This is a genomic window from Pseudoalteromonas citrea (assembly GCF_000238375.3).
GTDB classification, from domain to species: Bacteria; Pseudomonadota; Gammaproteobacteria; order Enterobacterales; family Alteromonadaceae; genus Pseudoalteromonas; species Pseudoalteromonas citrea.
The window spans coordinates 420767-434641 of sequence record NZ_AHBZ03000015.1 but is presented as its reverse complement, the minus strand read 5'-3'; the positions used below and the strand labels follow the sequence as shown (position 1 = coordinate 434641).

Annotated in this window: 16 protein-coding genes; 15 read left to right on the top strand and 1 reads right to left on the bottom strand. The window is 42.0% G+C overall.

Annotation, left to right across the window (positions count from 1 at the left end; genetic code table 11):
• Nucleotides 1–160 precede the first annotated feature (160 nt).
• From trmJ to PCIT_RS09465, 15 genes are all read left to right on the top strand, one after another.
• Nucleotides 161–886 carry a tRNA (cytosine(32)/uridine(32)-2'-O)-methyltransferase TrmJ gene (gene trmJ, locus PCIT_RS09535; protein ID WP_010362762.1) on the top strand — a complete coding sequence of 242 codons (726 nt, stop codon included), beginning with the start codon at nucleotides 161–163 and terminating at the stop codon, nucleotides 884–886.
• Between the two features lie 213 nt (nucleotides 887–1099).
• Complete coding sequence (gene iscR / locus PCIT_RS09530; RefSeq protein WP_010362763.1) at nucleotides 1100–1591, top strand: Fe-S cluster assembly transcriptional regulator IscR; 492 nt, start codon at nucleotides 1100–1102, stop codon at nucleotides 1589–1591.
• A 24-nt stretch (nucleotides 1592–1615) separates the two neighbouring features.
• The gene (locus PCIT_RS09525; RefSeq protein ID WP_010362764.1) at nucleotides 1616–2839 is read left to right on the top strand and encodes an IscS subfamily cysteine desulfurase; all 1224 of its coding nucleotides are present in this window, start codon (nucleotides 1616–1618) and stop codon (nucleotides 2837–2839) included.
• Nucleotides 2840–2897: 58 nt separating this feature from the next.
• Nucleotides 2898–3281: a Fe-S cluster assembly scaffold IscU gene (gene iscU / locus PCIT_RS09520; protein WP_010362765.1), complete on the top strand. Its 384-nt coding sequence runs from the start codon at nucleotides 2898–2900 to the stop codon at nucleotides 3279–3281.
• 12 nt (nucleotides 3282–3293) lie between these two features.
• Complete coding sequence (iscA, locus tag PCIT_RS09515; RefSeq protein WP_010362766.1) at nucleotides 3294–3617, top strand: iron-sulfur cluster assembly protein IscA; 324 nt, start codon at nucleotides 3294–3296, stop codon at nucleotides 3615–3617.
• Between the two features lie 114 nt (nucleotides 3618–3731).
• Nucleotides 3732–4259: a co-chaperone HscB gene (gene hscB / locus PCIT_RS09510; protein WP_010362767.1), complete on the top strand. Its 528-nt coding sequence runs from the start codon at nucleotides 3732–3734 to the stop codon at nucleotides 4257–4259.
• 48 nt (nucleotides 4260–4307) lie between these two features.
• Nucleotides 4308–6170 (top strand): Fe-S protein assembly chaperone HscA, encoded by a 1863-nt coding sequence (hscA, locus tag PCIT_RS09505; protein WP_010362768.1) that lies wholly within the window; start codon nucleotides 4308–4310, stop codon nucleotides 6168–6170.
• Between the two features lies 1 nt (nucleotide 6171).
• Nucleotides 6172–6510 (top strand): ISC system 2Fe-2S type ferredoxin, encoded by a 339-nt coding sequence (fdx, locus tag PCIT_RS09500; RefSeq protein WP_010362769.1) that lies wholly within the window; start codon nucleotides 6172–6174, stop codon nucleotides 6508–6510.
• A 116-nt stretch (nucleotides 6511–6626) separates the two neighbouring features.
• A complete protein-coding gene (locus PCIT_RS09495; RefSeq protein ID WP_010362770.1) occupies nucleotides 6627–8060 on the top strand; it encodes an NAD-dependent succinate-semialdehyde dehydrogenase in 1434 nt (477 codons plus the stop codon).
• Between the two features lie 77 nt (nucleotides 8061–8137).
• The gene (locus PCIT_RS09490) at nucleotides 8138–9043 is read left to right on the top strand and encodes an NTP transferase domain-containing protein (protein ID WP_010362771.1); all 906 of its coding nucleotides are present in this window, start codon (nucleotides 8138–8140) and stop codon (nucleotides 9041–9043) included.
• A 46-nt stretch (nucleotides 9044–9089) separates the two neighbouring features.
• Entirely contained in the window at nucleotides 9090–10163 is a 1074-nt protein-coding gene (locus PCIT_RS09485) for a phosphotransferase enzyme family protein (protein WP_040696299.1), read from the top strand.
• Nucleotides 10164–10266: 103 nt separating this feature from the next.
• Nucleotides 10267–11640, top strand: coding sequence for a Gfo/Idh/MocA family protein (locus PCIT_RS09480; RefSeq protein WP_010362773.1), 1374 nt, complete (start codon nucleotides 10267–10269; stop codon nucleotides 11638–11640).
• A gap of 159 nt (nucleotides 11641–11799) precedes the next feature.
• Nucleotides 11800–12054 (top strand): hypothetical protein, encoded by a 255-nt coding sequence (locus tag PCIT_RS09475; RefSeq protein ID WP_010362774.1) that lies wholly within the window; start codon nucleotides 11800–11802, stop codon nucleotides 12052–12054.
• Nucleotides 12050–12679: a nicotinamide riboside transporter PnuC gene (gene pnuC, locus PCIT_RS09470; protein ID WP_040696297.1), complete on the top strand. Its 630-nt coding sequence runs from the start codon at nucleotides 12050–12052 to the stop codon at nucleotides 12677–12679. Before PCIT_RS09475 ends, pnuC begins: the two co-directional genes overlap by 5 nt.
• Nucleotides 12680–12682: 3 nt before the next feature.
• Complete coding sequence (locus tag PCIT_RS09465; protein WP_010362776.1) at nucleotides 12683–13474, top strand: phosphotransferase; 792 nt, start codon at nucleotides 12683–12685, stop codon at nucleotides 13472–13474.
• On the opposite strand, the gene PCIT_RS09460 is transcribed toward PCIT_RS09465, so the two are convergent.
• Entirely contained in the window at nucleotides 13475–13657 is a 183-nt protein-coding gene (locus PCIT_RS09460) for a MerR family transcriptional regulator (protein ID WP_010362777.1), read from the bottom strand.
• Between the last annotated feature and the right edge of the window lie 218 nt (nucleotides 13658–13875).

Below are 13875 nucleotides of genomic sequence, written 5' to 3'. Positions count from 1 at the left end.
CGACTTTTGCTACAAAGTAAACAATAATTATGAAATTAAGTTGGTTGTTTTTTGTACTTGACTGATCTTTCAAAACTAATTTTTTTCCTGCGGGTTTTACTATGGGGCTGTTCGCAAGCTGTGCTAAACTCCCGCATTATTTTTATCAGGGCTTATAACGATGGCATTAGAAGACATTCGCATTGTATTAGTAAATACATCTCACTCAGGCAATATTGGTTCAGTCGCACGCGCGATGAAAACAATGGGGTTATCCAAGCTCTATTTGGTTGACCCTGCTTGTGAAGTTGATAGTCATGCGAGTGCTCTAGCTGCGGGTGCCACTGATGTACTCGGTGCTGCAACCACAGTTAATACCTTATCGGAAGCGATTGATGGGTGTGCATTAACCATTGGTACTAGTGCACGGTCACGTACCTTATCGTGGCCAATGGTTGACCCTCGAGAATGTGCTGAAAAATTGGTTAAAGAGTCAAATACGGGTCCTGTTGCATTGGTGTTTGGTCGTGAAAATAGCGGTTTAACCAATGAAGAGTTACAACTGTGTAACTTCCACGTATGTATTCCAGCCAACCCTGAATATAGTTCGTTAAATTTAGCAATGGCTGTACAAACCTTAACGTATGAAACACGTATGGCCTTCTTAGCGACGCAAGATGCCACAGTTGAAGAGGATGATGCTGTTTATCCAAGTGCGAAGCAAATGGCGTTATTTTATGATCATTTAGAAAGTACGCTTAATGAAACCAACTTTATTGTAAAGCAGCACCCTGGCATGGTTATGACCAAGCTAAAACGCTTGTTCAACCGCGCCCGTCCGGAAGATCAAGAGCTTAATATTTTGCGTGGTATTTTAACCTCAATAAATAAATCGACACAAAAATAGCCATAGCAAATAGACTCATCTGTTCGCACACGATCTGAACAAGATAATACTTGACTAAATTACTCGGGTAATTACAATATGGTAATACTTGAGTAGTTTAGTCGGGTATTTGGGCGGTATCTTTGATTAGACTGGTATTACAAGTGAGTAATACTTGACTATCTTAGTCAGGTAATTAAAATTTGCGCTTTGGTAATTAAGCTCGGGGGCTTTATGAAATTAACATCGAAAGGCAGATATGCGGTAACAGCAATGTTAGACGTTGCGTTGCATACTAAAGCTGGCCCAGTCCCTCTTGCTGATATTTCGGGTCGTCAGGAAATATCTTTATCTTACCTTGAACAATTATTTGCTCGATTACGTAAACATGGGTTAGTGAGCTCAGTACGAGGTCCGGGCGGCGGCTATTTACTTGGTCGTGATGCGCAAGCAATTTCTGTGGGTGACGTGATAAACGCCGTTGATGAGTCAGTCGACGCGACACGTTGTCATGGAGAAGGGGGCGGTTGCCAAAGTGGAATGCGCTGTTTAACGCATACATTGTGGTCTGATTTAAGCCAGCGCATCGAAGATTTTTTAAAAAACATTTCCCTTGCCGAATTAGTCGCGAATTCTGAAGTGCAATCTGTTGCATTACGTCAGGATAACAGCGTCAATAGTGCGATGAAGCAATTAGACAATATTCAAGTGAGCTGTCAACTTTAAGGTTGACGTCAAGCGGAGAAACAAATGAAGTTACCGATTTATTTAGATTATGCAGCAACCACTCCGGTTGATCAGCGCGTTGCCGACGAAATGATGCAATGTCTGACAATGGAAGGGAATTTTGGCAACCCAGCATCTCGCTCGCACCGTTTTGGGTGGCAGGCTGAAGAACTAGTTGACCAAGCGCGTAATGATATCGCTGATTTAATTAATGCGGATCCGCGTGAAATTGTATTTACTTCTGGCGCAACAGAATCAAACAACCTTGCAATTAAAGGTGCTGCGAATTTTTACCAGAAAAAAGGCAAGCACGTCATTACCGTTAAAACTGAACATAAAGCAGTGATTGATACGTGTCGTGAACTTGAGCGCCAAGGGTTTGAAGTAACCTATATGGAAGTTGAAGAAAATGGCTTGCTTGACCTGAAAAAGTTAGAAGCGACAATGCGTGAAGACACTATTTTGGTGAGCGTAATGCACGTAAATAACGAGTTAGGTGTTATTCAAGACATCGCAACAATTGGTGAAATGTGTCGTGAGCGTAAGATCATGTTCCATGTTGACGGTGCACAAAGCGCAGGTAAAGTTAAAGTTGACCTGAAAGAGTTGAAAGTTGATTTTATGTCTTTCTCTGGTCACAAAGCCTATGGCCCTAAAGGGGTGGGTGCACTTTATGTACGTCGTAAGCCACGTGCTCGTTTAGAAGCACAAATGCATGGTGGTGGTCATGAACGTGGTATGCGTTCAGGTACTTTAGCAACACACCAGCTGGTTGGAATGGGTACGGCATTTCGTATTGCAAAACAAGATTTTGAAAAAGACCATGCACACATCAGCGCGCTTCGTCAGCGTTTGATTGATGGTGTCATGGGTGAAGATGGTATGGATGAAGTGTACTTCAATGGCTGTGTTGAGCAGTCTGTACCAGGCATCGTAAATATCAGTTTTAACTTTGTTGAAGGCGAGTCTTTGCTAATGGCAGTTAAAGACATTGCTGTGTCGTCAGGATCAGCATGTACTTCAGCGAGTCTTGAGCCTTCATATGTATTAAGAGCACTAGGTCGTAACGACGAACTTGCACATAGTTCAATTCGTTTCAGTATTGGCCGCTTCACAACAGAAGAAGAAATCGACTACACCGTCAAATTAATGAAAGAGTCGATTGGCCGCCTACGTGAAATGTCACCGCTTTGGGAAATGCATCAAGAGGGCATAGACCTAGATAGCGTTGAATGGGCACACCATTAAGCATTAAGCAATTTTTGCTTGTAGCTCAACGCTATGAGCATATAGTGAGGAAAGTATTATGGCGTATAGTGATAAAGTAATTGACCACGTAGAGAACCCACGTAACGTAGGCTCTTTAGACAAAAATGATCCAAATGTTGCGACGGGCATGGTTGGCGCGCCAGCATGTGGCGACGTAATGAAGCTGCAAATCAAAGTATCTGATGGTGGCATCATTGAAGATGCTAAGTTTAAAACGTATGGCTGTGGTAGCGCTATTGCGTCTTCGTCATTGGTTACTGAGTGGGTTAAAGGCAAGTCGTTAGATGAAGCTGCTGAAATTAAAAATACAGATATCACTGCAGAGCTAGAATTACCACCAGTGAAAATTCACTGTTCAATCCTAGCAGAAGATGCAATTCAAGCAGCAATTGCTGATTACAAAAGTAAACAAGCAAAGTAAGAGTAAATAGTTATGGCAGTGACATTAACAGACGCGGCAGCAGATCGAGTTAGAACCTTTTTAGATAATCGTGGCAAAGGGCTAGGTTTGCGTGTTGGCATAAAAACCACGGGCTGTTCAGGTCTTGCTTATGTACTCGAATTTGTTGATGAATTAAGTGAAGGTGATGAAGTTTTCGAACACCAAGATGTGAAGGTCATTATCGATGCTAAAAGTTTAGTATATATTGATGGCACAGAACTAGACTACACGAAAGAAGGTCTTAATGAAGGGTTTAAATTTATTAACCCGAACCAAAAAGATGAATGTGGTTGTGGAGAAAGCTTTACCGTTTAACTTATTCGTTTTACGGATGTAACATACCTGAAGAAATATTTTTTGGGTATAGAGCCCTACTTTGGTGGGGCTTTATTGTATTTTAGCAAAGCCTTTTAGAAGTGAATAAGTGATATGCGTTACTTTGAGTTGTTTGATATTCCAGTAGCCTACAATGTTGATTTAGTTAAAATTAATAAACAGTATTTAGATTTACAGCGCGTGATACACCCTGACAAATTCGCAGGGAAGAGTGAACGCGAAAAGCTACTTGCAGTGCAAAAAACAGCTGAAATTAACGATGCATTGGCTGTTTTGAAACACCCGCTGAAACGTGCTGAGTACATGCTGAGCGAACGCGGCGTAGATATTCGAGCCGAGCAACAAACATTGCAAGACCCATTATTTTTAATGCAGCAAATGGAATTACGTGAAACGCTAGCAGAGCTTGCTGATAGCAGTGACGTTGAACTAGCCATTGAAAACTTCGAAGCTAAAATCGACGCATTAGACAAACAGTATAGCGCGCAGTTATTTACGCAATTAGCAGATGATGCTGATGAAAGTATGTTACTTGAAGCTGCTGATAACATTCGTAAACTCAAGTTTGTATTTAAATTACGTGATGAACTCGCACGTATTGAAGACAGTTTATTTGATTAATCTTACAGGCTGACCTTTTCGAAGGTGAGCTGCAAAGTGAAGAGCATAATGGCCTTATTGCAAATTGCTGAGCCGGGGCAGAGCGCGGCACCACATGAACATAAACTCGCGATTGGTATAGACTTAGGAACTACTAACTCATTAGTTGCGACGGTACAAAGCGGGGAAGCTAAAACGCTGACTGATGTCTCTGGCACAGCCATGTTACCTTCTGTGGTTAGGTATCAACAGCAGGGGATCATTGTTGGCCAACAGGCGCAACAAGCATCTGTTGAAGACCCAACCAATACCCTAATTTCAGTGAAGCGCTTTTTAGGCAAAACGTTATCTGAAATCGAGCAAAGCTATGGTCAGTTGCCTTATGAGTTTATTGAACAAAGCGGCAATGTTGCGATTAATACTGTTGCTGGCCCAGTTAACCCTGTACAGGCATCGGCTGAAATTCTAAAAACTCTGAATCAACGTGCCGTTGATAGTTTTGCGGGTCAAGACATTCTAGGTGCTGTGATCACGGTACCTGCCTATTTTGATGATGCACAACGCCAAAGCACCAAAGATGCGGCTGAACTTGCTGGGCTTAATGTATTAAGATTGCTAAATGAGCCAACTGCAGCCGCTGTGGCCTATGGCTTAGACTCAGGCCAAGAAGGGGTCATTGCGGTTTATGATTTAGGCGGTGGCACGTTTGATATTTCTATTTTGCGTCTAAACCAAGGCGTTTTTGAAGTATTGGCCACAGGTGGTGACTCAAGTTTAGGCGGTGATGATTTTGATTCCATGTTGGTGTCATTATTTAAATCAAAAGTTGGTATTGATGATTTAGATGCCCATGAATTACGTTTGTTCATGAATAAAGCCAAAGCATGTAAAGAAGCGTTGAGTGGCTATAAAACGGTTAATGTTAAATTAGATATTAGACAACAAACCCACACCGTAGCAGTAACACAAGGCGAATTTGCTGAACTTGTGATGCCTTTGGTGAAGAAAACCCTACGAGCTTGTCGCCGTGCAGTGAAAGATGCCGGTGTGACTAATGAAGAAGTACTGCAGGTTGTTATGGTGGGTGGCTCTACACGGATGCCGGTTATTCGTGAAAACGTGGAAAGCTTTTTTGCAAAACAGCCATTAACGTCTATCGACCCAGATAGAGTCGTTGCATTAGGTGCCGCTATTCAAGCGGATATTTTAGTTGGCAATAAGCCTGACTCTGATATGTTGTTATTAGACGTATTGCCGTTGTCCCTGGGTCTTGAAACGATGGGTGGCTTAGTAGAGAAAATCATCCCGCGCAATACCACTATTCCAGTTGCCAGAGCGCAAGAGTTCACGACCTTTAAAGATGGTCAAACGGCGATGTCGTTGCATGTACTCCAAGGTGAGCGAGAGCTGGTTGATGATTGTCGTTCGTTGGCTAAATTTAGTTTAAAAGGCATACCGCCAATGGCTGCGGGCGCTGCCCATATTCGTGTTACGTTTAAGGTGGATGCGGATGGGCTATTGAGTGTATCAGCCACAGAAAAATCAACCGGTGTTCAAGCTGATATCCAAGTGAAGCCTTCGTTTGGTTTATCAGATGATCAAGTTGCTCAAATGCTAAAAGATTCAATGAGTAACGCCAAAGAAGATATGCAAGCGCGTATGCTAAAAGAGCAGCAAGTAGAAGCGCTCAGGGTGCTTGAAGCTCTAGAAGCTTCTTTGCTAACAGACAGTAATTTATTAAATGAGCAAGAACTTGCTGATTTACGTGAAGCGATGACGGAGCTGGCGAACACGCGTGAGCAAGCAACGTTACCGGATCAAATTAAGAGTGCCATTGAACATGTTGATGCCGCGAGTAGCGAATTTGCATCACGTCGTATGGATGTATCAATTAAACAAGCACTGCAAGGGCAGTCTGTAGACGAGGTGTAATATGCCACAAATCATCTTTTTACCCCATGAAGAATTATGTCCTGAAGGCGCGGCGATTGAAGCACCTAAAGGGGAAACAGTGTTAAACGTGGCATTGAAAAATGGCATTAGCATTCCCCATGCATGTGAGAAGTCGTGTGCGTGTACTACTTGCCACATTGTTGTACGTGAAGGGTTTGACTCATTAGATGAAAGTGATGAATTAGAAGATGACATGCTAGATAAAGCATGGGGTTTAGAGCCAGAATCACGTTTAGGGTGTCAGGCTATTATCACAGATGAAGATCTTGTGGTTGAAATTCCCAAGTACAATTTAAACATCGTAAATGAAGACCATTAATAGTTAGTCTCTGTCATTTATTGTGATGAAAACCGTAGCATAAGTGCTGCGGTTTTTTTGTTTATAGCGCCATAACTGTGGCATATTAATCATAACTAGATTTACGGGTTATCTTGATGCAATTGCTCTTAGAACACGAACATTCTTTTATTAACGGTAAGTCATACCAAACTGATGATACATTTTCAGTGTTAAACCCTGCCAATCTTGGCGTGGTTAAAGAAGTCTCATCGGTTGATGAGCTCGGTTGCGAGTTAGCTCTAAGTGGCGCTCAGTGCGCGTTAAAACAGTTGCGCACCGTATCGGCCTCTCTGCGCTCAGAAGTATTAAAAAAATGGCATGCATTAATTTTATCTCATGAAGAGATGCTGGCAGAATTGATGGTTGCAGAACAAGGCAAGCCATTGCATGAAGCGCTGGGTGAAGTGCGCTATGCTGCGGGTTTTGTTGAGTGGTTTGCGCAAGAAGCCATACGAAGTTATGGTGAGACTATCCCCAGTCAAAATACATCGGTGCAATTGAGCACCATTAAACAGCCAGTCGGAGTAGTTCTGGGTATAACTCCTTGGAATTTTCCGCTTGCCATGATCACGCGCAAAGTTGCACCAGCTTATGCGGCGGGATGTAGCTTTATTTTAAAACCATCTGAAGAAACTCCATTGAGTGCCATTGCATTAGCTAAACTTGCAATTCAGGCTGGTATGGAAGCTGGCGCCTTTCAAGTGCTTATTACGCGTCAACCCGCTAAATTGGTTGAAGGCTATTGCCAATCGGCAGCTGTGCGTAAGTTAACGTTTACTGGGTCCACAAAAGTAGGGCAGTTATTATTGTCGCATTCGGCTACGACAATCAAACGTACATCAATGGAGCTTGGCGGAAATGCGCCATTTATTGTCTATGGTAGTGCAAATATACCTGCAGCGGTTGCTGGTTTGATGGCTGCTAAATTTCGTAATGCGGGGCAAACATGCGTTGCGGCAAACAGGGTGCTGGTTGAGCAAGAGTGTATGGCGGAATTTATCAGTTGTCTTACAACGGCGGTTGCCACTTTAAAAGTAGGTGATGGGATGGTTGCAGGTAACGATTTAGGACCCTTGATAAATGAGTCTGCTAAAGCCAAAGTACAAGGCTTGATCGCCTCAGCATTAAAACAAGGTGCAAAAATACATTACCAAGGAGCAGAAGAAGCTGGATTGTTTATGGCCCCTGTTATTTTGACTCATGTGACACCCGAGATGGACATTGCCAACACTGAAATATTTGGGCCCATTGTGTCTGTGATGGCGTTTTTTGATGAAGTACAAAGTTTAGTGTTTGCTAATGGGGTAGAAGAGGGGCTTGCGGCCTATTTTTATTCACAAGATGTGTCACAAATACATCGGGTCTCTCATGCGTTAGAGTACGGAATGATTGGCATAAATGAAGGCATGATCTCGAATCCAGTAGCGCCATTTGGTGGTATCAAGCAATCAGGGTTAGGACGCGAAGGAGCTAAACAAGGGTTAGATGAGTACCTTGAGGTGAAGTATCTCTGCCAAAAGTTTGATTAACGCAAATTTTGCAATGACTTTCTATTATTTAAAAAGCGCTGTAAACTTGTCCGCCTATTTATATTTAGTGGTCTGATATGGTAATCGGAAATACGGATAACAAAGCGCTTTCGCCGCTGCTGGTGATACTAGCCGGTGGCCTTGGTAGCCGCTTTGGTGGCAATAAGCAGATAGCAGAAATCCCCGGGCTAGAATGCTCCATTATGGAGTTAAGCATTCAAGATGCCCATAATGCGGGAGTCATGGAAGTTGTATTGGTGATTAACTCAGCGATCAAATCCACGGTAGAAACACGCATTATTCCCCGTTTACCTCAGCGTTTAACCATTCATTTAGTTGAACAGACTATATTTGATGTGCCAACAAAGCACCTTGATAAAGCTAAAGCGCGTGTAAAACCTTGGGGGACAGGGCATGCGTTATTGGCAGCGCGTGATTATATTACACGACCTGCCATTGTGATCACGGCAGACGATTACTATGGGCCGAATGCCTACGTGCAATTAGTGACTCATTTTGTTGAAACAGCCACTGATGAACATCATATGGCTATGGTGGGCTATCCAATTAAGCGTACTTTGTCGGAGCAGGGAGGCGTAAATCGTGGCCTATGTCAGTTAGACGGTGACTCTCTCGTATCGGTTAAAGAATGTCTAAATATTAAGATAGAAAAAGAACAGTTACTCGGTGAGTGTGCGGGTGAAACAATACTGATCAATGAAAACACACTTGCCTCAATGACATTTTGGGGGATCACGCCTAAGCTTATGACATACCTGAATCATGATTTCTCTCGGTTTTTAGATAGCTATGACAACGTTGTCAAAAAAGAGTGTTATTTGCCCGATTGTATTCAAGCATGTATATCCTTGAATGAAATTCATGTCACAGTTTATTCAGCCATAGATGATTGGTATGGCATTACCTTCAAAGAAGAACTAGATAGCGTAGCAGGAAAATTAAATGAATTACGTCATGGATGAGCAAGTCTCAGCCCCTTCACACACGCGGTCACGCAATGAGGTACGCATGAAGAATACTGCGATAGTGCATTATTTATCGCAACAATTTGGTTTAGATAGCAGCACAGCGGTAATGAACCCGATTGGTAATGGTCACATTAATACCACAATGTTACTGAAAGATGGCAATCAGGCAGTCGTGGTACAAAAACTTAATACTGATGTTTTTCCACAGCCAGAACACCTTGTAGAAAATGCACGGGCTATCGAGCAGCACCTGTCAGACAAAGCGGTTATAGGTAAGTATAAACTGAATATCATTAAGCATTTACCAACGATCAATGGTAAATACTTAGTAACCCATAATGGCGATGTATGGCGTGCATTAGAGTTTATTGGGGGAAGTTACAGTGAAGATGTGGTTAATAGCACTGAGAAAGCGCAAACGGCAGCCAATGCATTTGGGCTATTTGCTCGGGCGCTAGAAGACTTTAATGCACAAACATTACATCATGTGATCCCGGACTTTCATAACTTAACCAAGCGCTTTGAGACATTCAAAAATATGGTGAGTACAGATGAGCATAACCGTGTAGCGAATTGTATGGCGGATATCTCTTTTTGTGAAAGCCAAGTTAACCTAGTTGCGGAACTGGAGGCATTGGCTGGGACTATTCCACTGAGGCCTTGTCACAACGATACTAAAATTAATAACATGCTTTTTTGCAATAGCAGCAATAAAGGTAAGGCCGTCATTGATTTAGACACCTGTATGCCGGGTTATTGGTTATTTGATTTTGGCGATATGGTACGTACTTTTTGCTCACCAGAAGCCGAAGACTCTACAGATTTATCAGCTGTAAAAGTACGAGAAGAAATATTCGAAGCTATTGTCAAAGGCTATGTTTCGCCTTTAGCTGAGTCGATCACTGAGCAAGAAAAAATGAGCTTCTTACTTGGTGCGAAGGTAATGCCGTTCATGATAGGTCTGCGCTTTTTAACGGATTATTTAGATGGTGATAATTACTTTGCAACCAAGCACGCCACGCACAATTTAGAGCGTGCACGTAATCAGTTTAAGTTGTACCAAGATATACTTGATAAAGAAAGCACCTTAAAGGGCATTCTTATTAAAAATTAAAAAAAGCGCTTAGGCGCTTTTTTTAATGCTTGTCAGACTTGTTGGTGGTCTCTAATAACGTAATATAGGGCCAGAATAGTTGTGGTAATGACAAAGGATAATAATGAAAAAGTTTAACCGCCGTGATTTTTTAAAAGCAGCCAGTGCAACAGCTGCAGCAAGCGTTGTTGTTGGATGTGCGCAAACGAATGCATCATCCCCTCAATTGCCACCAGCTCAGGGTCAATCTGTTATAGGGTTGGTCGTACCAAAAATGCAGGTGGTGCGCGTTGGCTTTATTGGCGTTGGGCAGCGTGGTTATGGTCATGTAAAGCGTATGAGTCATATTGAAGGCACAAAAATAGTCGCTATTTGCGACACGCATGACGAGGTTTTGGAACGTTCTGCTCAGTATTTAGTTGAAAAGGGTCTAGAAAAACCCGCGTTATACTCTGGGAGCGAGCGAGCTTATCAACAAATGCTAGCGCGTGATGATATTGATATAGTGATTATTTCTACTCCGTGGGCATGGCACGCTCCGATGGCGATTGATACCATGAATAGCGCAAAGCACGCTTTTGTCGAGGTACCTCTGGCCTTGACGGTAGAAGAAATGTGGCAAATTGTCGATACCGCAGAGCGTACGCAGAAAAACTGTATGATGATGGAAAACGTCAACTATGGTCGTGATGAGTTGATGGTACTAAATATGGTTAGGCAAGGTTTATTTGGCGAGCTTTTACACGGAGAAGCGGCCTATATACATGAACTACGCTGGCAAATGAAAGAAATTGAGCATAAGACGGGCTCATGGCGCACTGAATGGCATGCAAAACGCGATGGTAACTTATACCCCACTCATGGTTTAGGGCCGGTGTCACAGTATATGAATATTAACCGTGGTGATCGTTTTGATTACTTGACCTCTATGAGCTCACCAGCGTTAGGCCGAAGCGCTTATGCCAAACGTGAATTTGCAGCGGATCATCCACGCAATCAGCTTGATTATATTGCGGGTGATATGAATACCACGATTATTAAAACCGTACAGGGTCGTAGTATTATGGTACAACACGATACAACAACCCCAAGGCCATATTCACGGCATAATTTAATCCAAGGGACCAATGGTGTCTTTGCAGGTTTCCCAAATCGGATTGCCTTAGAAAACAATGGCAGCAAGAGCTTTCATGAATGGGACCATGACATGCAGGCTTGGTATGATAAATACGATCACCCTCTGTGGGTTAAAATGGGAGAAGAAGCACAGCGCAATGGCGGTCATGGAGGCATGGACTTTTTGATGTTTTGGCGAATGATTTATTGTTTGCGTAATGGCGAACCGCTTGATCAAGATGTCTATGATGGGGCTGCGTGGTCTGTTATATCGCCATTATCGGCACAGTCGGTTGCAAACCGCAGTAGCTCTGTTGATGTACCTGATTTTACGCGTGGCGCATGGAAAAATGCCAAACCACTTGGTATTGTTGGCGCCTAACTAGAGTGAGGGCGTTTTAATCCTTAAATCGCCCTGTTTAATGCTGCTAATATGTATTCATTTATAATTGCTTTACATGCGTTTAGCGTGAGTAATGGTCGCCAAAGTCGCTATCGGCGGCTACAATAGCCATGTCTATATTCCCTTTAGAGAGCTGTAATGAAACTGTCAGTTGAGATCAGTAAATACCCACTTCATAGTGACTATATTCCATTTATTAAAGAATTCATTGACCGCTTAAATCAAAATCCAGAACTCAAAGTCATAACCAATACGATGTCTACACAGGTGTTTGGTGACTATGATTTAGTTATGCAAACACTACAGTCAGAAATGAAGCGCTCGTTCATTACTTATGGAAAAATCGTTTTTGTGTGTAAATTTATTTCAGGTGACTTGTCTGCCAATGATTGAATTTATACGAGACGTACTTTCTGGTTTTACCGCGATGTCGTATTGGGAGTATATTGCGGTATTGCTCTCTTTGGCATACTTGCTATTGGCCATCAAAGAGAGTAGCTGGTGTTGGCCTGCTGCATTTATCAGTACGTTTATTTACACGGTGATGTATTGGAATGGCGCTTTGGTGATGGAGTCTGCGCTGAATTTTTATTACATGATAATGGCGGTTGTTGGCTGGAGAATGTGGCAAAAAACGCAGGAGCAATCCATAGTGCCCATTGTGTCTTGGTCGCTTGGCCGACACATTAAAATTATTATAGTGACCAGTATAATTGCTGTCATATTAGGTTATTTGACGGATAATTATATCAATGCTGAACTGGCATATCTTGATAGCTTTACCACCTGTTTTGCGATTGTTACCACGTACTTAGTAGCTAAAAAGGTGTTAGAGAACTTTTTATATTGGATAGTGATTGATACTGCTTCAATCTATTTATATTTTGCAAAAGGTTATTATCCAACGCTGGTTTTATTTGTATTTTATACCGTGTTGGTGTGTTGGGGTTACAAACGTTGGTATGATGAACATGAGCAACGTGAAGGCCAATCATTAGCAAAATTAGAATATGATTAAACAATGTTACTACAGGCTGATTTAATATCACTTGCGCAGTCAATGCTACCAACATTGCGCGTAGACGATATTACATACTTAGATAAAGGCTTAAGTAATAAAAATTTCTTATTGCAGACGAGCAAAGGAAAGTTGCTATTAAAGTGCTACCAGGATGAGATCCCCGTTTGGCTTTTAAAGATTCAAAGTGCGCTCGCTGATCTTGGTATCAGTCAGTCACTGATAGCTTACGACTTTGAGAAAAAGGTCGCGCTGTTGGAGTTTATTGACGAAGTTGCTCCATTTTTTGAACTTGATCTAGGCATTATTGAATGTTTGGTCACTCTTCATGAATATCAGGACGTCGACAGCACGGCCCCAATCAATATACTTGGTTTTGTTAAACAGCTTAATACGGGGAGTAATATACTCGCAGAGCATCATATTTCATGGGCAATATCATTAATTGAGGCGTTACCTCAAGAGCTGGCTTTTTGTCATAATGACTTGGTCTTTGATAACTTGCTTAATACTGAGCATGGCGCCAAAATAATTGACTTTGAGTATGCCCAATACAATGATGTTTACTTTGATTTGGCTGCACTAAGTTGTAGTTTCAATTTAGATACACAAGAACAGTGTGCGCTATTAAAAACATACTATATACACAGACACCTTCCTTTACCTCACTATGCTAATAATAAGTTACTGGCTTATCAGGTTGTGTATTTACTATTGAGTATCGAGTGGTATCAAAGCAGAGGAGCGCACTCATATGCGTCGCCCCTCATTGCAAGGCTACAAAGCCTCGTTTGACTAAATCCCGCCTAACCTTTGTGCTAGCTCTTTGTACTTTTCTACATCTGTTTTATCAAATATAGGCTGACCATCAGCATCATTATCTTTTGCAACAAGTAAGTTCTCTCTAGATAGTCTCTTTACTCGCTCTACTTTTACGCCAAGAAATTCAGCTACTTGTTCAGTGGTCATCGGGGTCATAATAATAATCCTCTTGATATTTTTTAAGCACAATGCGCTTGTTGTTATAGAGTTTTTACTCTGTTTCGCATTGTTCGGTGAACACAAATGGCATGTTGCACCGACGAAGGTATAACTAAGCATAGTTAAATATCGCGTTTTTTGTGCAATGTATAGTGTTTTTTTGATTTTTAGATTAAAAATTAAGCATGTAGCGCACAAATGCTAGTATTTGGCCA